Raw genomic sequence first — 26,235 nt, forward strand, 5'->3', positions numbered from 1 at the left:
TGGGGCACCCTCGGGCTCATGGGTTCTGGCGCTGCCGTGCCCAGGCCTCGAAGTCGGCCACGGACAGCGGCGGCGCCACCATCTCGCCCTGCAGCTCGTGGCAGCCCCAGTCTTGCAGCAGGTTCCACTGCTCGCGCCGGCGCACGCCCTCTGCGCCCACGCGCAAGCCCAGGCCCTGGGCCATTTGCACGATGGCCCGGGTGATGGCCACGGCACCGTTCTCGTGCGGCAGTCCGGCCACGAAACTTTGGTCGATCTTCAGCTTGTCCAGCGGCAGCTGGGTCAGATGGGCCAGCGCGGTGTGGCCGGTGCCAAAGTCGTCCACCGCGATGGTCAGACCCAGCGCACGCAGCGCACGCAGGGTCTCGCAGGCGGCCGGCACATCGTCCATCAGCATGCGTTCGGTCAGCTCCAGCTGCAGCCAGGGCCCGGGCACATTGATCTGCGCCAGCACCTCCCGCACCGCGTCGGCAAAGCCATCGAGCCGGAACTGCATGCGGCTCAGATTGACCGCAATAGGCACCGCGGCCACGCCGCTGTGATGCCAGGCCTGTGCCTGCAGTGCGGCCTGACGCAGCACCCATTGCGACAACGGCACCATCAGCGGATGGCGCTCGGCCACGGCAATGAAGTGCTCGGGCGTCAGCAGGCCGCGCGTCGGATGGCGCCAGCGCAGCAGCGCTTCGGCACTCATCAGCCGGCCCTGCACCGGGTCCACCTGGGGCTGGAAGTAGAGCTCGAACTCGCCCCGCTCCAGGCCCTCGCGCAGCTGGGTCTCCAACACCAGGTCGTTGAGCGCCGCCTGCGCCATGACGGGCTCGAAGAACTGGTACTGCTTCTCGCCCAGCGTCTTGGCGCCATACATGGCGGTGTCGGCATGCTGGATCAGGGCCTCGGCGCTGTCGCCATGGTCAGGGAAGAGGGCGATGCCGATCGAGGGCGTGACCGAGATGGAGCGCCCCTTGGCCTGCACCGGCACTTCAACCACCTTCAACAAGCCCTGCAGCACGGTCAGCACATCGGCGCGTTCATGGATGCCTTCCAGCAGGATCACGAATTCGTCGCCGCCGAAGCGTGCCACTTGGTCGCCGGCCCGCAGGCAATCGCGCACCCGCTCGGCCACCGTCACCAGCACGCGGTCGCCCTCCAGATGGCCCAGCGAGTCGTTGACGCGCTTGAAATTGTTCAAGTCGACAAACAGCAGCGCCAGCTTGTCATCACTGCGCCGAGTGCGCGCCATCGCGTGCTGCAGGCGATCCATGAAGGCGGCCCGGTTCATCAGGCCAGTGAGGGCGTCGTGATGGGCCAGGTGGTGGATGCGGGCCTGGGCGGCCAAGCGATCGCGAATGTCACGCACGATGTTCATGCGCAGCTTCTCGCCGCCGAACTCCAGAGTGCGCGCAATCAGCTCGACCGGAATGTGCTCGCCGCTGCGATGGATGATGACGCTCTCGTAGGTCAGTTCTTGACCCTGGCGCATCACGTTCTCGACCCGATCGAACTCGTCGGTTGCCACGAAGTCCATCACATAGCGACCCAGCAACTCCTCACGGCTGTAACCCAGCAGACGGCAGAGCGGCGGATTGACATCGCTGATGCTGCCGGCGCGGTGAAACACGATGCCCTCGACCGAGGCGTGCATGAACTTGTCCAGACGCTGCTCGCTCTCGCGCAGCAGGGCCTCGGCACGGCGGTGTTTGGTGATGTCGTTGATCAGCACAAAAGCGCCGACTACATGGCCATGGGCGTCCAGATGCGGCAGCAGGTTGACATCAATCCATTGGGTCTGGCCGTCCGTCCCAGGGAGTTGACGCTCGTAGTTGACGGCCTCGCGGCGCTCCAGCACCTTGGCCGTGGCGGGCTGGATGGCGGCGGTGGCCTCCGCGCCGATGATCTCGGCGAGATGGCGGCCGACGATGCTCTCGGGCGTGAAACCGAAGGTCTGCGCATACAGCCGGTTGGCGTACAGGCAGCGGTCGGTGATGGCTTCATACAGCGCAATCAGCACCGGCACGTTGTCGGCCACCAAGCGCAGGCGCGTGGCCTCTTCAATAGCCGCCTTGGCCGTCGCCTCGAAGTCCAACTTGCGCGCCGGATGCATCATGGCGCGGCCTCCACCGTGTCAGCGGCCAGGCACAGGTCTTCCCAGGCGCGCGCTTTATCCAACGGGTTGCGCAGCAGATAGGCCGGGTGGTAGCTGACCACCACCGGCACCCCGTGAGGGCCAGCATGCACGCGGCCGCGCAAACGGCCCAGGGGCTCGTCACTGCCCAGCAAGGACTGCACCGCCGTGCGCCCCAGGGCCAGCAGCAGACGCGGCCGCACCAGCTCGATCTGCCGCAACAGATAGGGACGGCAGGCGGCGATCTCCTCGGGCTGCGGGTTGCGATTGCGCGGCGGGCGGCACTTGACCGCATGGGTGACAAAGACCTGGCGCGCCGGCGTGTCGGCGCTGCGGCGCAGATCCAACGCCGCCAACATCGCATCCAGCATCTCGCCGCTGGGGCCGACAAAGGGCTGGCCCTGCTCGTCCTCGGCCTCGCCCGGCACCTCGCCCACCACCATCCAATGAGCCTGGAGCTGCCCCTCGCCAGGCAGCGCCTGGCGGCGCTGCTCGCACAGGCCGCAGGCGCGGCAATCGCGCACACGCTGCGCCAGGGCGGGAGCATCCACGGCGCGCAGGTCCACGGCCACCGCACCCGCCACCGGAACAGCGGGCGCAGCCGGGGCCACCGGCAGCGCAGGCCGCAGGGCTTCGGCCACGGGGACTGGCCGAATGGATGCAGGGGTGGGCGCGGGGGGCAGCGAACCCACCCCCTTCGGCGCCACGGCCGGCGCCAGTACAGGGGCCGGCGGCGTCGCGCGCGGCTCGGCGCGCAGACCCGGCCACCAGTTCAGCCCCAGCGCACCCAGCATGGCGCGCTGCTCGCCACTCCAGCGCGGCGTCATGCGCCCGCCCCTTGCAGATCCAGGCGCAGCACACGCGCATCCTCGCGCTGACCCTGCAGCGCCGGGTAATAACCACGCCGCTGCCCGACCTCGACAAAACCCAGCCGGGCATACAGCGCCTGGGCCCGCGCATTGGTCTCGCGCACCTCCAACCAGATCTGGGCAGCACCGGCTGCGCGCTGATGGTCGATCAGGCGCTCCAAGGTGCGTTGCCCCAGCCCACGCCCCCAAGCGCCCTGCGCCACCGCAATGTTCAGCAGATGGCACTCGTCCAACACCTGCAGGGCCACGCAATAGGCCAGCAACTCGCCGCTGAGCTGATGGCGCAGCACCCAGGCCAGGTTCTGCGCCGCCAGCGCGTCGATGAAATTGCCACGCGTCCAGGGATGGGTATAGACCTGCTGCTCGATGCCGAGCACCTCGTCGAGGTCCAGCACCGTCATGTCGGCCCAGCGCCATTGGCGCTCGTCCATGACCTGGGCCCGCGCGTTCATGATGCGGCGGCCTCGCGTTCGGCGGTGGTCAAGGCCACCTTGTCGCGGACATAGACGGGCAAAGCCTGCCCCGCATCCAACCAATGACCCTCCAAACTGGCCCGAGCCCAAGCCTGGCGCGCCAACCCGGCCAGACCCAGGGCGCGGGAGGGCTCACGCGAGCTCTCCGGCGCCGCCCCAAGGCCCAGCAGCGGCAGCCCGCTGCCCACACAGGCCGGCTCCAGCCCCAGAGTCGCCCAATGGGCCTTCAGCGCATCCGGAGTCCAGAGCGCGGGCGCCGCCAAGGCCTGCCATCCGCGGTCCGAGTGCCAGCGATAGGGCGCGGCATAGAGCTCTTGCATGCGCGCATCCATCACCACCCAACCCTCGGTCCAGGCGGCATCCTGCTGACGCGCCGCCTCGGCCACCAGAGCCAAGCTGTCCAGCGCCAAGACAGGCAAATCCCAGCCCAGGCCCAGGCCCTGCACCACCGCACACACAGCGCGCAGACCGGTAAAGGCCCCCGGCCCCTGACCAAAAGCCAGGCCGTCGAGCTGCCCGCCCGCCAAGCCGCCTTCAGCCAGCAGGGCCATCAGGGCGGGCACCAGAGTGGCCGAGGCCTGCGCACCGCCGGGCAGATCGCGCAGGATCTGCCGTCCATCGGCCTGCAGCAAGGCCAGGCTCAGGCGGTCGGTGGCCCCATCCAAGGCCAGCAGGGCGCCGGGCTTGTTCTGGGGGGCGGAATCGGGCAAAGACATAGGGGCGGGAGTGTAGGTTCCCTACCATGCAGGCATGTCACGCATGCCCCCCCATTTCTCTCGCTTCTTCGCCCTCCCCCTGCTGCTGGGCCTCTGGCTGCAGGCCGGGTTGCCAGCCTGCGCACAGTCGCTATCCCCCGCCCTGCGCCAGGCACTGAGTCAGGCCCAACTGCCCGAGACCGCGCTGGCGCTGTGGGCGGCCCCGGTCGAAACCGGCGCAGCGCCCTGGCAGCAATGGCGCGCTGAGGCGCCGCACAACCCGGCCTCGCTGACCAAGCTGGCCACCACCTGGGCCGCGCTGGAGCGCCTGGGGCCGGCCTGGCGCTGGAAGACCCCGGTCTGGCTGGACGGCGAACTGGACAGCGACAGCGGCGTGCTGCGCGGCAATCTGGTGATCCAGGGCAGCGGCGACCCCAGCCTGGTGCTGGAGCGCCTGTGGCTGCTGCTGCGCCGCGTGCAGCAGGCGGGCGTGCGCGAGATTCAAGGCGACATCGTGCTCGACGCCAGCGCCTTTGCCCCCGACCCGGCCGGGCCGGGCGACTTCGACGGCGAACCCTGGCGCGCCGGCAATGTGCGACCCGATGCGCTGTTGTTCAACTACAAATCGCACCAGTTGTTGATTCGCCCGGAGCCCGCCAAGAGCCGCGCCTGGCTGCGCCTGGACACCGGGCTGCCACTGGCTACGCCTCAAGTCCCCCTGCGCGCCGGCCCCTGTGCGGACGGCCGCGGCCGCCTGCGCGCCAATTGGCGAGAGCAACCGGGCCAGATCGCCCCACTGCATCTGGCCGGCGACTGGCCGGCGGCCTGTGGCGAACACAGCTGGCCCCTGGCCGACCCCGATCCAGCGAGCTACAACGCGCGCCTGATCGAGTCGCTGTGGCGCGAGGCCGGCGGCCGTCTGAGCGGCAAGGCGCGCAGCGGCAGCGCACCCACTGAGCGCGCGCCCAGCTTTGAACTGCTCTCGCCACCCTTGGCCGAATTGGTGCGCGACATCAACAAGCACAGCAACAACCTGATGGCCGAGCAGCTGTGGCTGAGCTTGGCGCTGCAGGATGGCGCGCGCCCCGTGGACGCCGAGGCCGCGCGCAGCGGCCTGCGACAGTGGCTGGCCCAGCGCCTGCCCACGACGCTGGGCGGCACGGACTGGCGCCTGGAGAACGGCTCCGGCTTGGCGCGCGGCTCACTGATGAGTGCGCAGCAACTGGGTGAGTTGTTGCGCGCCGCCTGGGCGAGCCCGGTGATGCCGGAGCTCCTGGCCTCCTTGCCGCTGGCCGGCGAGGACGGCACGATGCGCCGCGACCCCGAGCGCTTTGGCGCCGCCCGCGCCCGCGCCCATCTGAAGACGGGCTCGCTGCGCGATGTGGCCGCCATCGCCGGTTATCTGTTGCGCCCAGATGGACAGCGCCTAGTGGTCGTGGCCTTGGTGCAGCACGAGCGCGCCGGCAGCGCTCGCCCGGTGCTGGATCTGGCCCTGCGCGAGTGGGCCACCCTGGCGGCACCCCAAAGCAAACAGGGGCCCAAGGGCCCCTGTCAAAACCACGCGAAGCGCAAGGTCAGAACGGATTGTTGACCGCGCGGCCCACCGCCAGGTTGTTGACCGAGGTGGCGCCGGCCGGGCCCAGGCGCAGGCTATCCGCCCACAGCCAGGTGTTGGTGCCCACGGCGGCATCCAGGGTGGCCGTCGTGCAGTTGGGCAAGGCCGTGGTGCAGGCCGCCTTCACCACATCGGTGAAGCCAAAACCGCTCGGGAACTTGGCGATGGTGGCGATGCTTTCGTCGGCCAGCGCCAGACCGATCAGGCGGCCGTCCTCAATCAGGCCCAGGCGCATCGCCGAGTTGAAAGCCGCGGTCAAGCGGCCCATCAACGCGGCGCGGTCGGTGTCGGTGTGCGCGGCCTTCTGTGCCTGGCCATAGGGCGTCAGGCCGATGTCCACGGTGGTCAGGATGATGATGCGGCCATTGGCATTGGCCAGGCGGTTGACCTGATCGGCCAGGGCCTTGCCGCGGGTCTTGGCCAGTTCGATCAGCTCGGCCTCTGCCTTGAGCGGGAACTGCTGATAAATCTCCACCAGGTCATGGGTACCGACCTGCAGCGTGATCAGATCCTTGGGGCCTACGGTGCCCGAGGCTGCGAAGTGTTGGTCGATCTGCGCCTTCACATCGGCCACCTTGGCGCCCACCGCACCCAGCAAATACCCAGTGACCGGCTTGTTATCGGGGTTGCAGCGCGCCAGCACCAAGCTGAACTGGGTGGCCATGGCCTGGGCCAGGATGGGGTTGCCGGCGCAATCCACCTCGCCGGTGGTGGTGCCGGTCTTCAGGGCGTTGACGCCATAGCGCTTGCCGCCCTCAGCCAGAAAGGCCTGCTCATCGCCAAAGGCCAGCAGCCGCGTCGGCTTGAAGGGTTCGATCTGGGTGCTGCCCCCGCCGCAGGCGCTCAGCGCGGCCAGAGACATGGCCGCCAAGCCACTGCGCAATTGAAACTTCATCGTCATCACTCCAGAAAACGGGGTTGGGTCAGGCCTGGGCTGCTGCGGCACGGCGCAGGCGATCCAGCACGCCGGCCCAGCGGGGGTCATCGGCCGGCGGGGCCTCAACCCAAATTTCTGCGGCGCCGGCATCGTCCAGCGCCCGCAGGGTGGCAAACAGCGATTGGGCCGCGGCCTCGGGCTGCGCGGAAAGCGCCGCCCAGGGGCCGCCGGTCCAGAGGGTGCGGGAATATACCGCCAGGCCCTGCGGCAGGCCGCCCTGGGCCAAGGCCTGCGCCAGCTGCTCGGCCGCGAACAGGCGCACCCGCGCGCGCGGTGCGTAATGCGCCTCCAGCGTGCCCGAGGCGCGCGGGGCCTGGGCGTCCGGCGCCAACAAGGGCTCGCCCAACAGGGCTTCTATTTGGGTGGCATCCAGCATGCCGGGACGCAACAACACCGGGCGGGCGCGCGTGCAGTCGACGATGGTGGACTCGATACCCACGCTGCAGGCGCCGCCATCCAACACCGGGATGCGACCCTCAAATTCCTGCAGCACGTGCGCCGCCGTGGTGGGGCTGACCCGGCCAAAGCGGTTGGCACTGGGCGCGGCCAGACCCGGCACGCCAAGCCGCGCCGCAGCCTCCAGCAATTCATGGAACAGCGGATGCGCCGGGCAGCGCAGCCCGATGCTGTCCTGCCCGCCGGCCGCCCCGGCGGCCACACCCGCGCGGCGCGGCACGATCACGGTCAGCGGCCCCGGCCAAAAGGCCGTGGTCAGGCGCTCGGCCAGCAGCGGCCACTGACCCGCAAAGGGCTGGGCTGCGGCGGCATCGGCCACGTGCACGATCAAGGGATGGTCGGCCGGGCGGCCTTTGGCGGCAAAAATCTTGGCCACGGCCACGTCGTCATCGGCGCGCGCCGCCAGGCCATAGACGGTCTCGGTGGGCAGGGCCACCAACTCGCCATCGGCCAGGCGCTGCGCGGCCTGTTGAATGTCGAGTTTCAAACCAATCCTTCGGTCGGCAGACCCAGGATGCGGGTGGCCGCCAGGGCCTGTTCGCGCGCTTGCGCCTCGGTGGCACAGGCAATGGTCAGGTGCCCCATCTTGCGGGCACGGCGCGGCTCCGCCTTGCCATACAGGTGCAGATGCGCGCCCGAGAGCTGCAGCACGGCGGCCCAGTCGGGCTCGCGCTGCTGCCCGGCGGCATCAAACCACAGATCACCCAGCAGATTCAACATGAAGCAGGGGCTGTGCAGGCGCGGCGCCGGCAAGGGCAGGCCGGCCATGGCGCGCACCTGCAGCTCGAACTGCGAATGCGAACAGGCATCGATGCTGTAGTGGCCGCTGTTGTGCGGGCGCGGCGCCATCTCATTGGCCAGCAATCGGCCGTCGTCCAGCACAAAGAACTCGACGCAGAGCACGCCGACATAGGCAAAGGCCTCGGCCAGGGCCTGGGCACGGCGCAAGGCTTCGGCCTGCAGCTCGGGGGCGATACCGCTGGCCGGTACGGCGGTGGTGGCCAGGATGCCGCCCACATGCCAGTTGCGCTGCACCGGCAGGGTCACCATCTGGCCGTCGCGGCCGCGCGCCACGATGACGCTGAGCTCGGCCGCCAGCGGCAGCATCTGTTCCAGCACGCAGGGCACACCGCCCAACTCGGCAAAGGCAGCAGCCAGCTCGGCAGCGTTCTTCACGCGGCGCTGGCCCTTGCCGTCGTAACCCATGCGCGCGGTCTTCAGGATGCCGGGCAACAAGCCCACATCCACTGCCGCGCAGTCGGCCGCGCTCTGCAGCAGTGCATGCGGCGCACAGGGCACACCGGCCTTGGCGAAATGCGCCTTCTCGGCGGCGCGGTCCTGGCAGACGGCCACGGCCGGTGCCGCCGGGGCGACCGGGCGATCAGCCCCCAGGCGCTCCAGCACCTGGGCCGGCACGTTTTCGAACTCGGTGCTGATGGCCGCACAGCGCGCCGCCAACTGCGTCAGCGCATCGGCATCGTCATAGGGCGCTTGCAGATGCTCGTCAGCCGCCGCACCAGCCGGGCTGTGGGCATCAGGCTCCAACACCATCACGCGGTAGCCCAGAGACTGGGCGGCATGCACGGCCATGCGGCCGAGTTGCCCGCCACCCAGCATGCCCAGCCATTCGCCGGGGTGTAGTGGGGCACTCATTTCAGGTCCTGGGTCATCGCCCGCGCGACTTCGGTCTGGCGCACGCGATAAGCCTGCAGCTTTTCCAGCAACGCCGGGTTCTCACCCGCCAGCATCGCCACCGCAAAAAGCGCCGCGTTGGCCGCGCCGGCCGAGCCAATGGCGAAGGTGGCCACCGGAATGCCCTTGGGCATCTGCACGATGGAGTGCAGGCTGTCCACGCCCTGCAGATGGCGACTGGCCACCGGCACGCCCAGCACCGGCACGGGCGTCTTCGCGGCCAGCATGCCTGGCAGGTGCGCGGCTCCGCCGGCACCGGCAATGATGGCGCGCAGACCCCGGCCAACAGCGCCTTCGGCGTAACGGAACATGTCGTCCGGCATCCGGTGGGCGGACACTACCTGGGCCTCAAAGGGCACTCCGAACTCGGTCAGAATGTCGGCGGCCGCCTTCAGGGTTTCCCAGTCGCTGCTGGAACCCATCACGACGCCGACCAGCGGGCTGGCGCTCATGGCGCTCCTCGTGGACGTCAATACAGCCTTGAATTGTAGGCAGCCCCCCTCATCTACCCCGGCCAACCCGCCGACGCGCACGCCCATGATCGACATCACCCTGCAGAACTTCGAGGCCGACCTGCTGGCCGCCAGCATGAACACCCCGGTGCTGCTGGACATCTGGGCCCCCTGGTGCGGCCCCTGCAAAAGCTTGGGGCCGGTGCTGGAAAAGCTGGAGACCGAGTACGCCGGCCGCTTCACGCTGGCCAAGCTCAATAGCGATGAGCAACCCGAAATCGCCGGCCAGCTCTCGCAGGCCTTTGGCGTGCGCTCCATCCCGTTTTGCGTGATGTTCATCGGCGGCCAGCCGGTGGACGGCTTTGTGGGCGCTCTGCCCGAGGCCAAGATCCGCGAGTTCCTGGCCAAGCACGTGCCGGACGAGAACGAGTTGGCGGCGGCCGCCGAAGTCGCAGAAGCCGAAGCGCTGCTGGAAGAAGGGGCTACCGACGACGCCCTGGCCCATCTGGCCGCCGCCGTGCAGGCCGACCCCAAGAACGAGGCGGCCCGCTTTGACTGGATCAAGGCCCTGATCGAGGCCGGCCGCGTGGCCGAAGCGCAGGAGGTCTTTGCCCCGGTGGCCGCCCAGGCCGCCGATACCTTGATTCCCCACCCGCGCTTTGCCGCGCTGGCGGTGTGGCTGCAGGCCTGTACGGCCGCCCAAAGCGCCCCGACCCCCGAGCAGCTGCAAGCCGCCATCGCCGCCAACAAACGCGACTTCGAGGCCCGCTATCGGCTCGCCCAGACCCACTTCGCCGCCGCACGCTTCACCGAGGCCATGGACGAATTGCTGGAGATCGTGATGCGCGACAAGGGCTGGAACGACAGCTTGGCGCGCAAGACCTTCGTGGCCGTGCTGGAGGTGCTGACCAAGCCGCAGCCCAAGCCCTCGGCCAAGGGCACGGAGAGCAAGCTGCAACTCACCGGCCACGCCGTGGCCGCTCCCAGCGACCCGCTGGTGGACCAATACCGCCGCAAGCTGTCGATGGCGCTGTTCTAAAGGCTCCGCTCAGGCCGCAGCACGGTACTGAGCAGGGCACGCAAGCGGATGGGGCGCACCGGCTTGCGCAGCAGCTGCACATCGACGGGCACGGAGTCGATGCTGTCCTCGGTTTCCCCCGTCACCAAGACAAAGCAACAGGCCGGGGCGCCAGGCTCCTGGCGCAGGGCCTCGATGAGTTGGACGCCATTCAGCACGCCAGGCAGGCGCCAGTCGCTGAGCACCACCTCGAACCGCCCATCAGGCGGCGCCGCGCGCCAGCGCAGCAGAGCCTCGCTCGCGTCGGCACAGGTCTCGCAGTGCAAGCCCCAGCGCTCCAACATGCGCGCCAGCGATTCCCGGACATCGAGGTTGTCCTCCACCACCAGCACCCGCCCGCGCAAGAGGGCGGAGGGCGCACGCTCGGCTCTTTCATCGGGGTCGGACTCCAAGGGCGGCTCGCAAGCCGGCACCTGCAGCGTGAACACGGTGCCGTGTCCAACGCGCGAGCGCAGGGTCAAGGGATGTTCAAGCAGCGCGCACAGGCGGCGCACCGTGGCCAGGCCCAAGCCCACCCCCTGATTGACGTCATGCTGCGGCGGGCCGAGCTGCACAAATTCGTCAAACACATCGGCCTGAAACTCCGGCGCAATGCCGATGCCGGTGTCGCAGACCTGCAGACCCCAGTGCGCGCCGCGCCGACGCACGGCCAACAGCACGCCCCCAGTGGGCGTGTAGCGCAAGGCATTGGCCAGCAGATTGCCCAGCACGCGCTCCAGGTGCACCGAGTCGCTCATGGCCCAGGCCCGGGTCGGTGCGCGCACCCGCAGGCGCAGGCCACGTGATGCGGCCTCACCCTCGTAGAGCTGGCGCAGGCGCTCGGCCAGCGCCACCAAATCCACGGCGAACACCCGCTTGTGCACTTTGCCCGCGTCCAAACGGGACAGGGTCAGCACCCCTTCCAGCAACCCATCCAGCGAGGCCACGCACTGGCGGATGCGATCCACCGTATGGATATCGGCCCCCTGGGGCTGCAGGAGCTCGGCGTAGTAACGGATGGCCTGAACGGGCTGGCGCAGATCGTGGCTGGCGGCCGCGAAAAAGCGCGACTTCGCCTCATGGGCCTCGGCAAGTTGCTGCGTGGTCCGTTGCAACTGCGTGACCAACTCGGCCTTGGTGTGGCGGATGCGTGTGGTCTCCTGCACGATGCGGCCCTGCCGCTGCGCATAGGGCACGATGCCCACAATGAAGAAAGCGAACAGGGCGCCACCCGCCCACCCCCCAGGTGCGCCCGACACCGCAAAACGCAGGGCCAGCGGCACCGACATCAAGGCCAGCCACGCGTAATAGAGCGGCAGGTGCAGCGCCAGCAAGGCCACCAGACCGGCGGCGAAGGACAGCAGCATCAGCACCGCCACCCAACGCAGCTCGCCAAACTCGGGGGCATAGAACAACCACCCGCTCAGGCCAAGAAAGAACCCCACCAGCCAGGTTTGCCGCCCATAAGCCCTCAAGTGCAGACGCGAATCCCAATCGGGCTGGGAATCGGCGCGCCGGAAGGCCCGCCAACACAGCGCCCCGTGGACTGTGGCCACCCCCATGCCGATCCCCCAGGCGGCCAGCTCCCGGGTATCAACCCGGCCATAGAACATCCACGCAAAGATCCCGGTGAACACCACCCCCACCACCAGAGAGTGCGGCAGGTTGCGAAACAGCGCTGCGACGATCTCGCGGCGTATGGACTCTTCGAGCGCAGCGTCCGTCTTCGCTGGCCCGCCTGCCTCAGCCATGCTGATCGTCCCGCACCATGGCGGCGGCCTGGGTTCGATTGGCGGCGCCCAGCCGTTCAAAGGCCTGCGCCAAGTGGTTCTTCACCGTGTGCGGAGCAATGCCCATGCTGAGCGCAATTTCCTTGTTCGTGGCGCCGGCCGCCACCCGGCGCAGGACCTCGCGCTGGCGTTCAGTCAACTCGCGCAAGGGGGCGGACTCGGCCAGGTCCGGCGCCATCGAATCCGAAGGGAAGCAGGTCTCACCCGCAGCCAACTGTCGTAGGCCGGCCAACAGGCGCTGCAGATCGATGGACTTGTGGAAATAGCCGGCCAAACCCGCCCGGCGTGTGCGCTCCGGCAACGCCGGGTCATCCGCCCCGGACATCAACGCACAGGCCGTTTGCGGAAAAGCGGCGCGCAAACCCACTGCCCCTTTCAGACCATCGATACCGGGCAGGCGATAGTCGATCAGCACCAGGTCCACGTCGGCGCCCGCGCGCTGCAGCCAACCCTGGGCCTCGTCCAAGGTGGCAACGGGAATCAGGCGTAGACCCGGCGCACATTGCGCCAGCGCCAGGGCGATACCGTCGCGGAACAGCGCATGGTCATCCACCAGCAGAATCGAAAAGCCGTCGAGTTCGTCCATATCGACCGGGGAAGGGCCATCAAGCATAGCGACCCCCTGTTTCGGGGCCATGGGCCATTCGGCCTATGGACCGCCCGAGCCCGCGCTCGTGATCATGCGCCAGCGTCACAACGCCTGCTGGGGCAGCGCCCCCACGCAGCGAAGGAGAACCCCACCATGCCTCGCCTCCTCCCACTCACGGCCAGTCTGCTTGCCGGACTGGCGATTGCCCTGCCTTCTCAGGCCGTCCCCGTCACGGTGGTCACGACGGCCAAGCTGGACTTCGGCTGGTCCTCCACCTTCGGCGGTGACTGGTCGGCAGCCGCCCATGCGCCAGGCGACACCCCGCCCCTCTGGACCGACATGGGCAACGGCATCAGCCGCAATGGCAGCACACCGGCCTCGGCCGTGCAGTCCAGCAATGCCCCCATCACCGGTCTCGGCGCGGGTCAGTCCTTCTCCATGGACATGCGGCATCGGCCCGGAGAGAACGCCACCCTGGCGGGCATCCCGGCGCTACCCGCCACCTTGGGCGCATCGGTGGGCATGACCAGCGGTGCCCAAGGCCACCAGGCCTCGGCCAGCAATGTCTTCAGCTACCGCATGCATGTGGACCTGTCCAACGCCAGCAACCAATTCGGCGTGCAGGCCAGTGCCTATCTGGGCAGCCGCTTCTATGTGGACACCCTCGGCATGGCCTTCGGCAGCCAGAACATCTACTGGGTGATGGAGTGGAGCGGCAAGGGCGTGCTGGGGGACGGCAGCGATGCCAACTCGACTTCGTTCAACGTCGGCCTGTACAAACCCAACACCACCGCGTTCGACACCATCATCACCACGCCGGGGTCACACACCGGCTCAGGCCACGGCATGGTGGCCCTGCCCGAGAAGCCCATGGGCTACCCGCAAAGCTGGCTCGACTTCGAGCTCTACCTGAACGGCAACTCGGCGCGCAATCCGGGCATCGCCAGCTACGAGCTGAGTTTCGACATCGCGGTTTCAGACACGCCCTTCACCCGCATCCCACGCAGCCCCGGCAACCCGGTGCCCGAACCGGCCAGCGCCCTGCTGGTGGTGGTCGCTGCGGCAGCCGCCCGCGGCAGCCGTCGGCGCAATAGCGTCGGGGCAAACTAGACCGTCATTCGCAGCGCCAGCCAGCCCGGCAGGCCCAGGTAGAGCAAAGCCAAGGCAGCGCGCTCCAGGTGCTGCCGCACCGGCAACCGCCAGTCCGCCCGCAGGCGCGCGGCCAGCGCAACACCCAGTTCGATGGCCACGCGCAGCAGGGCCGCGCAAACCAGCACGCCCACCCCCCAGGCGGCCCACCACAGGCCCAGCGCGCGGGCATAGGCCAGGGGACCGAAGCTGTGCCACTCGCCCAGCCAGCTGCCATAGGCAATGTGTTGATGCAGCAAGAAGGCCGGCAGGGCCAAAAGCAGGGGCAGAAGCAGGAACTTCAGGCCCACCTGCTGCAGCCCGCGGCGCGGCGGCAGGGGCAGCAGGTGCAAGAGGCCTTGCGAGGTCGCAAGATCCAGCCCCACGCCCGGCCAGGGTAGGCGCCAGGGCTTGGCCGCCGCCAGTGAGAGCTCCAACCCCGCCAGGTGCAGGCGATCACCGCGCCACTCGGCGCGCTGGGCAAAGGCCTGCAGCAGGCACCAGGCCGCGGCTTCAGGCAGCAGCACCGTGGCCAGTACCCAGCGCAGCTGCATCAGGGTCTGGCTGCGCTGATTGGCGTCCCACAGCAGCCACAGGGCGAGGGCCAGCAGACTCAGGCGCGCCACCCCTCGCAACAGGGCCGCACCCCAGCGCGCGGGCGCCGGCAGCAGGGCCCAGCGCGGCGCGCTCGGCCAGGGCCCAGTGCTCGGCTGGGGCATGGGCCGTTGCGTCCATGCGGGCCGGAACACCCCGAGCAGCAAGGCCGTCAACACGGCCAGGCCGACCGGCCCGACCCAATCGCCCCAGCGCACCATCAGGGTGAGCCTGGGCACAGGCACCGGCAGCTCGCCCATCACCAGCACCTGCTCGCCCACGCCGCCGCGCGCACGCACCCGGCCCTGGGCGTCGATGACCGCGCTGGCGCCATTGGTGGTGACGCGGAACTGCGGCAGCCCGGTCTCTATGCTGCGAAAGGCCGCCACCGCCAAATGCAGTTCGGCCCCCTGTGGGTGTGCCGTGAACCAGGCGTCGTTGGACAGGGTGAGCAGGGCCCGCGCCCCCAGGCGGGCACCGTCCAGGGCCAGGCCTACGTCCACGTCGTCCAGGCAGATCAAGGGCTGCACCGGCAGCTCGCGCCCCCCCTTGAGCGGCAGCGGAAACACCCGCGCGCCATTGCCGGGCTTCCAGGCGCCGGCCCCCGGCAGCCAGGGGCGCAGGCCCTCGGCCCAGGTGGGCAGGTACTCGGAATAGGGAAAGAGTCGGGTCTTGCGATAGTGACCCAGCAGCCCGGATTGCGGCGTCAGGATGGCGGCCGCGTTGTATTCGCCCTCGTCATCGCGGTCGTAGGTGCCAAACACAAAGGGGACGCCGGCGGCCTGCACGATGGACTGGATCTCGCGATCCAGCTCGGCACCGGCCGCGCTCTTGGGCCGCGCAAAGGGCGTGGGGTAGACCGTCTCGGTCCACAGCACCAACTCGGCCCCCTGGCGCTCCACGGCGTCATGGCTCATGGCGTAGTGGGTGTCCAGCACCTCACGCACCACGGCATAAGCGCCGTCGCGCTGGCGGCGCGCCTCGTAGTCGAACTGATTGGCCTGCACCAAGCCCACCCGCAGGGTCGGTGCGTCTGCAGGCGCTCGGGCTTGGAGCTGCAGCATTCCGAAAGCCAGCAAGGCCCCCGGCAACAGCAGACTGAGGCTCAACGGTCGCAGCAGCGCCCGCACGCCCTGGCCGCGCTGGGTCCAGGCCCGCCACAGCGCTTCGTTGACGGCCAACACGATCAGGGTCAGCAGGGCTGCCCCGCCCAAGGCCGCCGCCTGGCGCAAGAGGTCCGAGGGGTAAAGCCCATGGCCCAGGGTGTCCCCCAGCAGCTTGGGGTAGAGCCACTCCACCCCCACCCAGGCGGCCGCGCCGGCCACCGCACCCCATACCGCCCCCGGGCCGGCCCGCTGTTGCACCCAAAAGCGCAGCGCCGCAGCCACCAGGATCTGCGGCTGAAACAAAGGCGCCAGCAGCAGCAGCAAGACCACGCCGGCCGGCGCGCCGATCTGCACATAGTGCCCCAGGGCCGCCCCGAACCAGGCAAAGCAACTGCCCGTGAACACCACCGTCATGCCCCAGGCCCAGGCCAGGGTGGCGCGCAAGCTGGTCTGACGATCCAGCAACCACAACCAGGGCAACAGCGCCCCAAAGATCAGCGCATGGAAAGCCCCCGCGCGCGCGCACAGGCCCAACAACAGCCCGCCCAGCAGCAAGGCGGCTCCAGTGCGAAGCAGGTTCATGGCGTACGGGGCTCGGCGGGCCGAGGCGGGGGCAACACGATGCGACGGATGGGCAAGCCCGGCGGCGCCCATTCGGGCGGCACCACGCGATCGGCCGGCAGGGTCACGGGCCGACCTGCGGCGTCGTAGAACACCTGATCCGGCGCGAACATCAGGATGGGCTCGATGGTCTGGCCGTCGTCGGTGGCCTGGTGGTGCCGTACATAGCCGGGCGGCAACTCAAAGTTCTCGGGTACGGCCAGACCGATCAAGGGCGGGCTGGTCCCAGGCGGGTTGAAGGCTCCCAGCCCGGTGCGCACCCCCGCGCGATGCAGACCGGCAATCACCTCACCCATGGTGGGCGCCTGCTCGGGGCGCAACCCCGGCGGCATGTGGGCGGCCAGGTCGTTGGGATCGGCCCTTTCCACTTCGGCTCGCGGAGTCAAAGCGGAGGCCGACGGGGCGGCTTGCGGCGCCATCTGAGACGCAGCTGCGACAGCCTGGTCCGGCACGGCACTCAATTGCACCGTCTGATGGGGCGCCGCCGAGGGCCAAAAAAGCAGCGCCAGCCCCGCCAGCAGGCACAGCAGGGCAAGCCCCAGAAAAAACGCGCGCCAAGCCGAGACCGGACTAGGCGCGCGCATCGCTGACGAACTCCGACTCAGGGAGATGCCGGGTTGTGGGTGGAGAGCTTCCAGCCCATGCGTTCATGGCCGAACTGGTTCCAGATCGGGTTTTTGCCCGCCGTGAAGCTGGTGTAGCGCGGTGCCCCCGACCCGGTGGTGCCGCCAAACAAGCCCGCACTCACCGTGCTGCCGCTATAGGTCGGGTGCACATCGTCCGACTGGATGTAGTCGTAGCTGCTGCTGCTGGAAACGAAGTGCGTGTTGGCATCCCGGATGGTGGCGCGCAGGGTCGAAGTGATCCGGGTCACGTAATTGGACTCACTCTCGCCGGCCACATAGCGCAGGCCATCGGTGTCAACGATGCCGTCACCATTGCGGTCGTAGTCCGCCCCCATGTAGCCGGCAAAGCTGTCCACGCACTTGAAGCCCTTGAGCCGCGCGTACTCGCACATCCAGTAGTTCATCTTGGCGATCGCCGGCAAGAACTTGTCCTGCAGATTCACCGTGGCGCCCGTGCCAGCGTCGCGGCAGGAGCTCTGCACGTTGTCCGCCGCATAGCCTGGGTAGTAGAGGTTGGCGATGACCTTGAGCTTTGTGCCCGAGTAGGCATTGGCGTTGATGTAGTCCATCGCCTTGGCCACATAGGTCTTGCAATTGGCCAGTGCGGTATCCAGCACGCCGTAATTGCAGGTGCCGGTCTGGCCCTTGAAACTGGAGCGCGCCTGCAGGCCATCGTTGCCGCACATCTCAAACGTGACCACGCGCGTGCTGGTGGCCTGCATATAAGAGCGCTCGGCCACGATCTTGTTGTTATAGACATCCGAGGCCACCGCGCCGGACTTGGCGCGGCGCACGCTCTCGATGTCAGCGCCCCACAGGGCCGAGAGGTATTCGGCATCGACGGTGGGCGCCGAATACTTGGCGGCATTCAGGGTGGAGCCGTTGTAGCCGGCGTAGATGGAATCGCCATAGGCGACGACACGGTACTTGGTCGTGGTGCCGGCCCGATCAATCGTCCAGGAGACGTTTTGATTCAAGGTACTGGCCTGCACGCCGCCAGCCGTGAGGGCCAGCGCAGGAAGCAACAGACACAGGGCACGCGCGGCTGGCCGCGCGAGTTCGGAAATCCTCATCGGTCTTCTCCTCAGGCAATGAAAGCTGGGTGACGAAGTCAAGGCATTACTTCCGAAGGCGCCTTGAAGCCGAGAGGCAGCGTCGGGCAATTGCCCGCGCGCCGAAATCCAGGCTATCCCTGAGCGAGAAAACCCCTGCCCGACCGCCTTAACGCGGCGCGGCCAGGGTCATGGACCAATAGCTGCGATAGCGGTTGCTGGCCGAGCCACTCACGCAGGCCACGCCCAAGTCCTTGAAGCTGGGCTGCATCAGATTGGCGCAATGGCCAGGGCTGGCCATCCAGCCGGCCACCACCTCGGCCACCGAGCCCTGACCGGCCGCGATGTTCTCGCCCCAACGGCTCCAGGCATAGCCCGCCGCACTGAGTCGGTCGCCGGCGCTGCTGCCATCCGAGCCGCGGTGGTCAAAGAAATCGCGCGCCACCATGTCATCGCTATGGCGCAAGGCCGCCTGCGTGGCGATCAGGTTCCAAGCCAAAGGCGGCGCGGCCGCAAAGCTGCCGGCACTGCCGCAACTGGCCCCAGCCGCCCGCGCCGCGTTCACCCGCGCCAGCATTTCGACCTCGAAGTTGGGGAGGCCACAGGTGGCGCGGGTGCCGGGCGAAGGAGCGGGGGCCGGAGTGGGAGCCGGAGCCGGGGCCGGAGTGGGTGACGGAGCTGCGCCATCGCCGCCGCCACCCCCACAGGCATTCAGCAAGGTCAACGCCGCAGCGCTCAAGATGCGTGAGACGCCGCGCGGCGCCCATGGGCAGAGAGGGGTGGAGCTCATGCCCGCAGTCTGCGTGGAAAGCACGCCCTCGCTGTTTCCAACCGTGTCACGGCACTCCACCCAGCTCAGCGCACCACCACCGTCAAGGTCGTTCCCGGCGGCAGCTTGATGCCCTTGCGCACCCATCGACCTTGACTGCGTGAGCCTGTGTCCACCCAGTGAGCATGGCTACCGGGCTTGAACTGCGTCAGCGCGCTCAAGGTGTCAGTGCGAATTTGATCATCCATGCTCGCAAGGTCTTTGCCGCGCAAGATCTGCTCGCCAAATTGGCGCTTCGGGAAACCGTAGGACTGCGGCGCATGACGCGCCGGCATGCCGCCAAAGACGCTAGCCCCCATACGTTCCCACTCGTCGTCCAACTGAGTGCCGCGCGACGCCAACAGGCTGTTGATGCACGCCAGACTGTCAAAGCGCTGCACGCCCTCGCCACATCCAGTCACCAATTGCTGGGCCAGCGTCGGTCCGTGGCGGCGGTTCAGAAAGGCCGCCAAACTGCCCCCTGCTGGATAGTTAAGACTGGCGCTCTCATCGCTCCAGGCCGGCAGCGACAGGTCGGCCGCCGAGCGCGCATAGCTGCTCAAGCGGGAATCAAGGATCTTGTTTTGTCCGGGCGAAATCGCCTCGGCCAACAAGTCCTCGCTCATCATGGCCGAGGTCTCCTCCAACCAGTCGTCATGGCCGGTGCCACGCACCTGGAATCGCTGGTAGTAATTGACCATATGGGTCAGCTCATGCACCAGGGTGGAGAGATAGAAATACGGATCTGCGAAAGCGCCCTGGGCCTGCACAAAGAACACCAGGGCCTCGTTGGAGTTGACGTGGCGACTGGAGCGCTCGCGCACCGAGTTGTTGAATGGGTAGTAGTAGCCGGCCCACCCCCCCTTCTCGGGCTTGGGTGCATTGAGCAGCGCGATGTGCACATCCTGCAACTCGCCGGGCCGATCCTGGATCAGCCACGGCCGCGCTGCCACCACTCCACCCCAGACGTCGCCCAGCAGCGCCACCAAGCGGGCGTAGCCGCCCTGGTCACCACAGAAACCCTGCTTCATCAGGGCCAGCGTGTTGCTCACCTGGGTATCGCTGCCGCCATGCTTGTCATCCAGCCAGAAGAGGATGCGCCGCCCCTGTGGCGTGCTGCACTCCTGTTTGAGTGTGCTGGGATAGGGCACGGGCTTGAGCACATCGTCGTAAAGATCGTTCCAGACCCGCGAGGAGCCCACCACCGCCGCCGCGCGCGCGCGCCGCTGCGGACCGGACTCCGGCACCGCATAGGGGCGCCAGCTCGCTGCCTCGAGCTGCCGCTCAGCCTCCAATTCTTGCCGGCTGCGGCGCATAAACCGTGCGTGTTGCGGATCGGCAGGCTCGGCATGACCCGGCGACTCCTGCCAAGCCTGTGCCTGCAAGCGCTCGGCCTGCACGGCCGACGCACCGGCAGAGGGCGGCTCGGCTGCCGCAGCCTTGGCTGCGCTGCTGAATACCAAGCTGACCCGCTGCGCGTCGGTGACGCCGGAGAGCTCGACGTCCACGCTCTGCGGCGTGACCGCCGCATTGCGGTAACGCCAGACCCCCACCCCGCTGCCGGCGTACTGCCCGCCCAGAGTGACACCGCAGTGCGTGCCGCTACAGGCCGCCTGCAATTGGTTGTCGGCGCGAGCGGGTGCCGCTGCCGGGGTTTCGATCAGCACGCTGCCATTACTGCGCGCCTCCAGCCCCGTGCCATTGCGCGCCACCAAGGTGAAGGTGTAGCTGCCCGGGGCCTCGAAGCGGCGTTCCACCTGGGCACCAGTTGCCGTCTGGCCGTCGCTGAACTCCCAGCGAAAGCTGGTGCCCACGGAGCCCGGCGCGGTGTTGAAAGACAAGAATTCCTGCGTCTCAGCGCGTGTAGCCGACTGCTGGATCAAGGCCACAGGTGCAGGCTCCGGCGGCACAACCGGCGCAGCAGGCCCCGAGCCCCCACCGCCGCCACAAGCGCTCAGGCCCAGTGCAGCGGCCAGCAGCCCGGCGCGGGCCAGGCGATTGATGGTGTTCATGACAACTCCCTTTGTGTTGCCAGGCTCTGCGGCCCGGCTGTTGCTGCGCCGGCTGAAGCTGGGGCCGGCGCGAAATTTCAGTTCAGCGGCTGGAGCCCGCTGCCCGCCAGCGCGGTGCGCCAGCGCGCCTGCAGGCTGCGGTAAGCCTGCCAGGCGCTGCGAGCAAGCGCTTGCTGGGCGGCGGCCTGCTCGGGCTGACCCAGATAGACATAGACCTGGGCCAGACGGGCGTGGGTGACACCGCGGTCGTCGTCGTGGCAGGCCGGGTCCAACTCCAGCTCGGCCTGCTGCGCCAAGGCCAGCGCGGCCTCCTGTTCGGCCGCCCCCAGGTGCACGCGGCACCAAGCCAGATCGGCCATCAAACTGGAACCCAGTCGGCCCAGGCCGTGGGCCAGGGTCTCGGGCAGGCTGTCTTGGTAGAGCGGCAGGGCCTGCGCAAATTCGCCCGCCGACACCAGGGCCTGCGCACGCAGCAACGGGGTCAGGATGTCCAGCGCGACCACGCCCATCGCGCGGTCGAAGTGCGCCACCGAATCCACCGCCGCCATCAGCGCCGGGCTGCCATCCAGGCCGTCGGCCAACTCGGCCTCGCGCAGGCGCGCCACGCCAATCACCGCGCGGTTGTAAAGCAGGGCCGAGGTCAGGGCATCGTCGCCGCATTGAGCCGCCAGCGCGCGGGCCTTGGCATACCAGGGCTGGGCGGCCTCCTGGCTGTCACTCAGGTGCAAGGCCAGCCCCATCACCATATGCAGGCGCGCCAGGGCCGGGCTGTCCTCGGGCTGAGCCAACGCCATGCAGGCCTGGGCATGCTCCACCAAGGTCTCGGGCTTATGGTCGGCAAAGGCCAGATGCGCCAAGAAGGCTTGCGCCTCCAATTGCACCTCGCGCAGGCCGGCGCTGCGAGCCAGGCTGTCGGCGCGCAGCAGGCGCTCGCGCGCGCCGACGTCGTAATGCGAGTAATAGGCCACCAGGGCCTCGGCCAGATGCAGCCAAGCCCCCAGACCCGGATGCGGGCTGGCAAAGGCCGCCTGATGCAGGCGCGTCAGTTCCTGGCGCGCCAACTCCAACTGACCGTGCCGCGCCAGCAAGCCGGCGCGGCGCGCCTGCAGGCACAAGGCCTGCATCTGCTGCCCAGCCTGCTGGGCCAGGGCAATGTCTTGCTCGACCTTGCGCAGCAGGCGGGAGTGAAAGGCACCAGAGGCCATGGCTCAGGTCGTCAGCGCTTCAAGGGCTTTGCGGTAGGTGCTCAGGGTCTGGTCAATCACCTCGGCCGGCAGGGCCGGGGCCGGGGCGGTCTTGTCCCAGGGCTGGGCTTCCAGCCAGTCGCGCACGAATTGCTTATCAAAGCTGGGCGGGTTCACGCCCACCCGGTAGCCGGCCACCGGCCAATAGCGCGAGGAGTCGGGCGTCAGCACCTCGTCCATCAGCGTCAGCGTGCCGTCGGCGTCCAGGCCGAACTCGAACTTGGTGTCGGCAATGATGATGCCCTTGGTCAGCGCGTACTCGGCGGCGCGGCGATAGAGCTCAATGGAGACGGCCCGCACGCGCTCGGCCATCTCGCGGCCGATCAGGCCCACGCAGCGCTCGAAGTCGATGTTCTCGTCGTGGTCGCCCACATCGGCCTTGGTGGCCGGCGTGAAGATGGGCTCGGGCAGCTTGGAGGCGTTTTGCAGCCCGGCCGGCAGCGCCACGCCGCAGACCCGGTGATCAGGCCCCGTGGCCTGGTACTCCTTCCATCCCGAACCGGCCAGATAGCCGCGCACCACGGCCTCGATGGGCAGGGGCTTGAGGCGCTTGACCAGCATGCTGCGGTCGCGCAGCTGCTCCACCTCGTCGGCAGCGACGACCGACAGCGGGTCCTCGCCCGTCAGGTGGTTGGGTACCACATCCTTGAGCTTCTCGAACCAGAACAGCGCCATCTGCGTCAGCAAGGCGCCCTTGCCCGGGATGGGCTCGCCCATCACCACATCGAAGGCCGAGAGGCGGTCCGAGGCCACCATCAGGATGCGGTCCTCGCCCACCGCGTAGTTCTCCCGCACCTTGCCGCGCGCAAGCAGGGGCAGAGAGTGCAGTTTCGATTCAAACAGGGCGGCGGTCGTCATGGCGGCGGCGGGTGAAAAAGCGAAGGGCGGCATTGTCGCCGCGCCGCGAGAAGGGCTGGATCCCCGCCTCAGGCCTTGGCCGCGTCAATCTCACGCATCAGGCTCATCACCTTGGTGGTGATGATGTCGATGGCCGGGCCGTTGGCGCCATGCGGCAGGATCACATCGGCATTACGCTTGGTGGGCTCGATGAACTGCTTGTGCATCGGCCGCACGGTGTCCAGGTACTGGTTCACCACCGACTCGGTGCTGCGGCCGCGCTCCGAGATGTCGCGCTGCAGGCGGCGGATGAAGCGCACATCCGAGGCCGTGTCCACGTAAATCTTCAGCGACATCATGTTGCGCAGCTTGGCGTCGTAGAGCGCGAACAGGCCTTCCACCACGATCACGGGCGCGGGCTTGACGGTGATGGTCTCGTGCGAGCGGTTGTCGGCCGCGAAGTCGTAGACCGGCATCTCGATGGCCTCGCCCTTGCGCAGCGCGGACAAGTGCTGCGCCATCAGCGGCCAGTCAAAAGCATCCGGGTGGTCGTAGTTCTGCTTGCGCCGGTCTTCCGGCGGCATATGGGACTGGTCGCGGTAGTAGTCGTCCTGCATCACCACCGCCACCCGCTCCGAACCGATGGCCGCCAGCACCTGGCGCGTCACCGTGGACTTGCCGCTGCCGCTGCCCCCGGCGACACCGATGACGAAGGGTTTGTGGGTGTTGTTCTTGGGCATGGCGGTGGACCGGATACAGGGAAGGCGGGGATTTTCGCAAGGCCGTGCAATTCAGGCTCTGTCTTGCCGCGTATCCCTCTCCGCCGCCCCCATCAACCCCGCCACAAACCCCCGCTTCACCCGGTACTCCAGCCTCAACCATGCCAACCACAGCCGCCCCGCCTCGGGACTGAGCCGCTCCAGCACCGCGTGCACGGTTTGCAGTTCGGCGGCATAGGGGGTCTTGGCGCTCTGCATCTGGCGCGCGAGCACGGTCTTGAGCAGTTCGGCAGCGGCGGCTGAATCCGGCAGGGCCAGGGCAAAGCGCTGCAGCGCGCGCACAGGCACCTCCGCCCCAGCCTGCAGCCAGGCCAGGCCGCGTTCGAACTCGGCCTCGTCGGTCCAGATGTCCAGCAACAAGCCCGCCAGCCCTTCCGCCAAATAGCCGCCGCGCTGTGCGGCATGCAGGGCCTGCAGGCGCTGCCACAGCCCCGCGCGAAAGGCTGCCCCATCGTGCCCGCAGCGCAGCGCGGTCTGCACCAGGGCGTGGTACTCGGCGTTGCCGGGATGGGCCTCGAAGTCGCGCTGGCGCAGGGCCAGGGCTTCGTCGTCCCAGCCGTCCCGCTCATAGGCCTGGATGAGTTGCTCGCGCAGGCGGCGATCGTCGGGGTAGCGCTTGCAGGCGGCTTCGGCAGTCTGCAGGGCCTCGCGGGCTTGGCCTTGGGTCACCAGCTCTTCGATCAGGCGCAGGTGGTCGTAGGGCTGGGCCAGGTTGCGGCGTAGCACGCGCAGCCGCTCGGGGCCATCGCCCAGGGCGGCCAGCAGGTCCAGGTAATGACGCTGGGTCTCCTTCGAGCTTCGCGCCTCCCAGGCGGCGGCCAGCTGGGCGCGCAGCTTGGCCACCGCCAGCGGGCCGGCCACCTGCAGGGCGCCGGCCAGCGGGAAGCAGCCCCATTCATCCAAGCCCTGCAGCTTGGCCAGGCGATCGGCAAAGGCGGCGGGCTGCGGGCCCAGGCTTTGCAGGGCTTGCAGCCAAAGATGCCCCACCTCTTTGAGCAAACCTTGAATCTCGCCGTTGGAGTCGTCAGCCTTGTCCAGCGGCTGGCGCAGCTTGAGCCAGGCGTGTTCGGCGGCCCCCAGGGCCAGGTCCGGGTCGGTAGCGATCCAGCTGGCCAGCAGGCCCAGCACCGCCTCGGCCTTGCGCACATAGGCGCCCGCAGCGCGCCACTCGTACAGATCGCGCGGCGCGGCCAGTAGGCTGGTGACCAGCCTTTTGGCCTGGGCCAGATCGCCCACCGGCGTGCTGCTGCGCTGCCAGAGCTGCAGTTCGCGCTTGAGCTCAGGCACCTTGGCCGCCCAGGCCAGCAGGCGCTCGGCCAGCAGGGCTGCGGGCTGGGCATGGACGAACTGGGCCCAATCCGGCTCCGGGGCAGGTTTAGGCACTGGCTCCGACTCGGGCGACGCTTGCAGCGCCTCGCCACTCAGCCGCGCCCGCCACGCCAGGGCCAGGGCCACCTGGTGCTTGCAAGGCGCGCCACTGCTCGCGTGGGGGCAATCGCAATCACCGCGCAGCGCGCCGCCCGGGCTGTGCGTGAGGTTCACGCGGTAGAGCGAGCCCCCCTGCACCCGCCCCTGCGCGGCGCTTAAGGAACCCTGGCTGCTGCACTCGAACGCCTGCACCTTGGTCACCAGGGGCGCGCCGCGCGCCAGGATCTGCGGCGCCCAGTGGCGCGCCAAGCCCGCCTCGCTCAGCGCCTCCAGCAAGGCGCCGGACTGGGCATCCATCAGCCCAAGGCCCCCACCAAGCCCAGAACCACCAGGCCCATCAGCAAGAGCAGCAGATGCAGCAGTAACAACAGCAGCGCGCGCAACACCGTGCTCCACCAGGCGCCGGCATAGACCCGCTTGAGCGCCAGCACCGGATAGGCATTGGCCCAGAAGACCGCAAACGTGGTGAAGACCCAACCCGGCAACTGGCCCACGAGCAGCACGGCATACCAGGCCGCATGCAGATGCATGGCGAACACAAAGTGCGCGCCGAAGGGCTGACGCCGGCTGCGGTAGAGCAAGGCCAGCAGCCCGGCATAGAAGGGCAGGCTGCACAGCACCGCATAGGGCGCCAGCGCCAGCATGCGCGCGGCCACCCGCTTCATTTCGGCGTTGGAGTCGGCCTTGAAGCGGGCTTGTGAGCGCTTCAGAGCGGAGGCCATGGGGACCGGAAGTTGCTGGGTGAGCTTTTCGAATTGTTCGTCGTCGCTCGGCCCGGTGGGCTCTTCTTGTTCCTTCTGGCGATCCGCCTCGTAATCAGCCTTCGCTTTCTCCTTGGCCTGGGCCACCGGATCGAGGCGCGCGGCAGCCGCCGAGGCGGCACTCTGCGGCCCCCTTTGTGCGGCCTTGGCGGGCGGATCCAGCACCAGCAAGTTGTCGCCCGGCTCGGCCTTGATGACCAGGAAGAACACCAGGCCCAGCGTCAGGATCAGGCGCAGCGGCAGCACATAGCGCTGCTTGCGCCCGGCCAGGTATTCGGTGGTCAGAAAGCCCGGCTTGGCCAGAAGACCCCAGAGCGACTTCCACAGCTTGCCCTCGAAGGCCACGTAGTGCAGCAGGAACTCGTGCACGAACTCCCACAGCGAGGGCGGGTGGTTGGCGGTGTCCTGACCGCACTGGGCGCAGAACTTGTCCCAGGGCGCGAGGCGGTGGCCGCAGTTGGCGCAGGTGTTTGAAGTGGAAGCAGTCATACA

Annotated in this window: 23 protein-coding genes; 3 read left to right on the forward strand and 20 right to left on the reverse strand. The window is 68.5% G+C overall.

All coding sequences use genetic code 11. From position 1 onward, the window contains the following. Positions 1 to 16: 16 nt before the first annotated feature. From FF090_RS16805 to tsaB, 4 genes are read right to left on the reverse strand one after another with little or no spacing between them, the layout of a single operon-like run. Entirely contained in the window at positions 17 to 2,104 is a 2,088-nt protein-coding gene (locus FF090_RS16805) for a putative bifunctional diguanylate cyclase/phosphodiesterase (protein ID WP_138857823.1), read from the reverse strand. After that, positions 2,101 to 2,949: a uracil-DNA glycosylase gene (locus FF090_RS16810; RefSeq protein ID WP_138857824.1), complete on the reverse strand. Its 849-nt coding sequence runs from the start codon at positions 2,947 to 2,949 to the stop codon at positions 2,101 to 2,103. Before FF090_RS16810 ends, FF090_RS16805 begins: the two co-directional genes overlap by 4 nt. Continuing rightward, positions 2,946 to 3,443: a ribosomal protein S18-alanine N-acetyltransferase gene (rimI, locus tag FF090_RS16815; protein WP_246071455.1), complete on the reverse strand. Its 498-nt coding sequence runs from the start codon at positions 3,441 to 3,443 to the stop codon at positions 2,946 to 2,948. Before rimI ends, FF090_RS16810 begins: the two co-directional genes overlap by 4 nt. Continuing rightward, positions 3,440 to 4,180, reverse strand: coding sequence for a tRNA (adenosine(37)-N6)-threonylcarbamoyltransferase complex dimerization subunit type 1 TsaB (gene tsaB, locus FF090_RS16820; RefSeq protein ID WP_138857825.1), 741 nt, complete (start codon positions 4,178 to 4,180; stop codon positions 3,440 to 3,442). Before tsaB ends, rimI begins: the two co-directional genes overlap by 4 nt. A 34-nt stretch (positions 4,181 to 4,214) precedes the next feature. On the opposite strand from tsaB, the gene FF090_RS16825 reads away from it, so the two are divergent. After that, positions 4,215 to 5,750, forward strand: coding sequence for a D-alanyl-D-alanine carboxypeptidase/D-alanyl-D-alanine-endopeptidase (locus tag FF090_RS16825; RefSeq protein WP_246071456.1), 1,536 nt, complete (start codon positions 4,215 to 4,217; stop codon positions 5,748 to 5,750). Here FF090_RS16825 and FF090_RS16830 read toward each other — a convergent pair. From FF090_RS16830 to purE, 4 genes are read right to left on the reverse strand one after another with little or no spacing between them, the layout of a single operon-like run. Beyond that, positions 5,734 to 6,669 carry an SGNH/GDSL hydrolase family protein gene (locus tag FF090_RS16830; RefSeq protein ID WP_138857826.1) on the reverse strand — a complete coding sequence of 312 codons (936 nt, stop codon included), beginning with the start codon at positions 6,667 to 6,669 and terminating at the stop codon, positions 5,734 to 5,736. The genes FF090_RS16825 and FF090_RS16830 overlap by 17 nt on opposite strands. A gap of 28 nt (positions 6,670 to 6,697) precedes the next feature. Then, positions 6,698 to 7,654 (reverse strand): L-threonylcarbamoyladenylate synthase, encoded by a 957-nt coding sequence (locus FF090_RS16835; protein WP_221304900.1) that lies wholly within the window; start codon positions 7,652 to 7,654, stop codon positions 6,698 to 6,700. Further along, positions 7,651 to 8,820, reverse strand: a complete 1,170-nt coding sequence (locus FF090_RS16840; RefSeq protein WP_138857828.1) for a 5-(carboxyamino)imidazole ribonucleotide synthase — start codon at positions 8,818 to 8,820, stop codon at positions 7,651 to 7,653. The genes FF090_RS16835 and FF090_RS16840 overlap by 4 nt, the downstream gene beginning before the upstream one ends. Then, positions 8,817 to 9,311, reverse strand: a complete 495-nt coding sequence (purE, locus tag FF090_RS16845) for a 5-(carboxyamino)imidazole ribonucleotide mutase (protein WP_138857829.1) — start codon at positions 9,309 to 9,311, stop codon at positions 8,817 to 8,819. Before purE ends, FF090_RS16840 begins: the two co-directional genes overlap by 4 nt. 85 nt (positions 9,312 to 9,396) lie before the next feature. Here purE and FF090_RS16850 point away from each other — a divergent pair, with 85 nt between their 5' ends. Beyond that, entirely contained in the window at positions 9,397 to 10,350 is a 954-nt protein-coding gene (locus FF090_RS16850; protein WP_138857830.1) for a tetratricopeptide repeat protein, read from the forward strand. On the opposite strand, the gene FF090_RS16855 is transcribed toward FF090_RS16850, so the two are convergent. Then, positions 10,347 to 12,119: an ATP-binding response regulator gene (locus FF090_RS16855; protein WP_138857831.1), complete on the reverse strand. Its 1,773-nt coding sequence runs from the start codon at positions 12,117 to 12,119 to the stop codon at positions 10,347 to 10,349. The two genes, FF090_RS16850 and FF090_RS16855, sit on opposite strands and share 4 nt — an antisense overlap. Then, complete coding sequence (locus FF090_RS16860; RefSeq protein WP_175423698.1) at positions 12,112 to 12,771, reverse strand: LuxR C-terminal-related transcriptional regulator; 660 nt, start codon at positions 12,769 to 12,771, stop codon at positions 12,112 to 12,114. The genes FF090_RS16855 and FF090_RS16860 overlap by 8 nt, the downstream gene beginning before the upstream one ends. A 129-nt stretch (positions 12,772 to 12,900) precedes the next feature. Between FF090_RS16860 and FF090_RS16865 the strand changes: the two genes are divergently transcribed. After that, complete coding sequence (locus tag FF090_RS16865; RefSeq protein WP_138857833.1) at positions 12,901 to 13,857, forward strand: hypothetical protein; 957 nt, start codon at positions 12,901 to 12,903, stop codon at positions 13,855 to 13,857. Here the strand turns inward: FF090_RS16865 and lnt are convergent. From lnt to FF090_RS16915, 10 genes are all read right to left on the reverse strand, one after another. Next, positions 13,854 to 16,157 carry an apolipoprotein N-acyltransferase gene (lnt, locus tag FF090_RS16870; RefSeq protein ID WP_138857834.1) on the reverse strand — a complete coding sequence of 768 codons (2,304 nt, stop codon included), beginning with the start codon at positions 16,155 to 16,157 and terminating at the stop codon, positions 13,854 to 13,856. The two genes, FF090_RS16865 and lnt, sit on opposite strands and share 4 nt — an antisense overlap. Continuing rightward, positions 16,154 to 16,780 (reverse strand): hypothetical protein, encoded by a 627-nt coding sequence (locus FF090_RS16875; RefSeq protein WP_138857835.1) that lies wholly within the window; start codon positions 16,778 to 16,780, stop codon positions 16,154 to 16,156. Before FF090_RS16875 ends, lnt begins: the two co-directional genes overlap by 4 nt. Before the next feature lie 17 nt (positions 16,781 to 16,797). Beyond that, the gene (locus FF090_RS16880; RefSeq protein ID WP_138857836.1) at positions 16,798 to 17,895 is read right to left on the reverse strand and encodes an SGNH/GDSL hydrolase family protein; all 1,098 of its coding nucleotides are present in this window, start codon (positions 17,893 to 17,895) and stop codon (positions 16,798 to 16,800) included. Between the two features lie 148 nt (positions 17,896 to 18,043). Then, positions 18,044 to 18,664 carry a CAP domain-containing protein gene (locus FF090_RS19425; protein ID WP_184044634.1) on the reverse strand — a complete coding sequence of 207 codons (621 nt, stop codon included), beginning with the start codon at positions 18,662 to 18,664 and terminating at the stop codon, positions 18,044 to 18,046. Between the two features lie 65 nt (positions 18,665 to 18,729). Then, on the reverse strand, positions 18,730 to 20,694 hold the full coding sequence (locus FF090_RS16890) for a M30 family zinc metallopeptidase (protein ID WP_138857838.1): 1,965 nt from the start codon (positions 20,692 to 20,694) through the stop codon (positions 18,730 to 18,732). Between the two features lie 77 nt (positions 20,695 to 20,771). Then, positions 20,772 to 21,899 carry a hypothetical protein gene (locus FF090_RS16895; protein WP_138857839.1) on the reverse strand — a complete coding sequence of 376 codons (1,128 nt, stop codon included), beginning with the start codon at positions 21,897 to 21,899 and terminating at the stop codon, positions 20,772 to 20,774. Between the two features lie 3 nt (positions 21,900 to 21,902). After that, a complete protein-coding gene (locus FF090_RS16900) occupies positions 21,903 to 22,796 on the reverse strand; it encodes a phosphoribosylaminoimidazolesuccinocarboxamide synthase (protein ID WP_138857840.1) in 894 nt (297 codons plus the stop codon). 68 nt (positions 22,797 to 22,864) lie between these two features. After that, positions 22,865 to 23,515 (reverse strand): uridine kinase, encoded by a 651-nt coding sequence (udk, locus tag FF090_RS16905; protein ID WP_138857841.1) that lies wholly within the window; start codon positions 23,513 to 23,515, stop codon positions 22,865 to 22,867. A gap of 51 nt (positions 23,516 to 23,566) precedes the next feature. Next, positions 23,567 to 25,279 carry an SWIM zinc finger family protein gene (locus FF090_RS16910; RefSeq protein WP_138857842.1) on the reverse strand — a complete coding sequence of 571 codons (1,713 nt, stop codon included), beginning with the start codon at positions 25,277 to 25,279 and terminating at the stop codon, positions 23,567 to 23,569. Next, the gene (locus FF090_RS16915) at positions 25,279 to 26,232 is read right to left on the reverse strand and encodes a DUF3667 domain-containing protein (protein WP_138857843.1); all 954 of its coding nucleotides are present in this window, start codon (positions 26,230 to 26,232) and stop codon (positions 25,279 to 25,281) included. The genes FF090_RS16910 and FF090_RS16915 overlap by 1 nt, the downstream gene beginning before the upstream one ends. Positions 26,233 to 26,235: the final 3 nt, after the last annotated feature.

The organism is Inhella inkyongensis (assembly GCF_005952805.1).
Classification (GTDB): domain Bacteria; phylum Pseudomonadota; class Gammaproteobacteria; order Burkholderiales; family Burkholderiaceae_C; genus Inhella; species Inhella inkyongensis.

Bases quoted from the DNA above. Each gene is read 5' to 3' on its own strand.
- FF090_RS16805 (WP_138857823.1), bottom strand. From the start codon at position 2,104: ATGATGCATCCGGCGCGCAAGTTGGACTTCGAGGCGACGGCCAAGGCG.
- FF090_RS16810 (WP_138857824.1), bottom strand. From the start codon at position 2,949: ATGACGCCGCGCTGGAGTGGCGAGCAGCGCGCCATGCTGGGTGCGCTG.
- rimI (WP_246071455.1), bottom strand. From the start codon at position 3,443: ATGAACGCGCGGGCCCAGGTCATGGACGAGCGCCAATGGCGCTGGGCC.
- tsaB (WP_138857825.1), bottom strand. From the start codon at position 4,180: ATGTCTTTGCCCGATTCCGCCCCCCAGAACAAGCCCGGCGCCCTGCTG.
- FF090_RS16825 (WP_246071456.1), top strand. From the start codon at position 4,215: ATGTCACGCATGCCCCCCCATTTCTCTCGCTTCTTCGCCCTCCCCCTG.
- FF090_RS16830 (WP_138857826.1), bottom strand. From the start codon at position 6,669: ATGAAGTTTCAATTGCGCAGTGGCTTGGCGGCCATGTCTCTGGCCGCG.
- FF090_RS16840 (WP_138857828.1), bottom strand. From the start codon at position 8,820: ATGAGTGCCCCACTACACCCCGGCGAATGGCTGGGCATGCTGGGTGGC.
- purE (WP_138857829.1), bottom strand. From the start codon at position 9,311: ATGAGCGCCAGCCCGCTGGTCGGCGTCGTGATGGGTTCCAGCAGCGAC.
- FF090_RS16850 (WP_138857830.1), top strand. From the start codon at position 9,397: ATGATCGACATCACCCTGCAGAACTTCGAGGCCGACCTGCTGGCCGCC.
- FF090_RS16855 (WP_138857831.1), bottom strand. From the start codon at position 12,119: ATGGCTGAGGCAGGCGGGCCAGCGAAGACGGACGCTGCGCTCGAAGAG.
- FF090_RS16860 (WP_175423698.1), bottom strand. From the start codon at position 12,771: ATGCTTGATGGCCCTTCCCCGGTCGATATGGACGAACTCGACGGCTTT.
- FF090_RS16865 (WP_138857833.1), top strand. From the start codon at position 12,901: ATGCCTCGCCTCCTCCCACTCACGGCCAGTCTGCTTGCCGGACTGGCG.
- lnt (WP_138857834.1), bottom strand. From the start codon at position 16,157: ATGAACCTGCTTCGCACTGGAGCCGCCTTGCTGCTGGGCGGGCTGTTG.
- FF090_RS16875 (WP_138857835.1), bottom strand. From the start codon at position 16,780: ATGCGCGCGCCTAGTCCGGTCTCGGCTTGGCGCGCGTTTTTTCTGGGG.
- FF090_RS16880 (WP_138857836.1), bottom strand. From the start codon at position 17,895: ATGAGGATTTCCGAACTCGCGCGGCCAGCCGCGCGTGCCCTGTGTCTG.
- FF090_RS19425 (WP_184044634.1), bottom strand. From the start codon at position 18,664: ATGAGCTCCACCCCTCTCTGCCCATGGGCGCCGCGCGGCGTCTCACGC.
- FF090_RS16890 (WP_138857838.1), bottom strand. From the start codon at position 20,694: ATGAACACCATCAATCGCCTGGCCCGCGCCGGGCTGCTGGCCGCTGCA.
- FF090_RS16895 (WP_138857839.1), bottom strand. From the start codon at position 21,899: ATGGCCTCTGGTGCCTTTCACTCCCGCCTGCTGCGCAAGGTCGAGCAA.
- FF090_RS16900 (WP_138857840.1), bottom strand. From the start codon at position 22,796: ATGACGACCGCCGCCCTGTTTGAATCGAAACTGCACTCTCTGCCCCTG.
- udk (WP_138857841.1), bottom strand. From the start codon at position 23,515: ATGCCCAAGAACAACACCCACAAACCCTTCGTCATCGGTGTCGCCGGG.
- FF090_RS16910 (WP_138857842.1), bottom strand. From the start codon at position 25,279: ATGGATGCCCAGTCCGGCGCCTTGCTGGAGGCGCTGAGCGAGGCGGGC.
- FF090_RS16915 (WP_138857843.1), bottom strand. From the start codon at position 26,232: ATGACTGCTTCCACTTCAAACACCTGCGCCAACTGCGGCCACCGCCTC.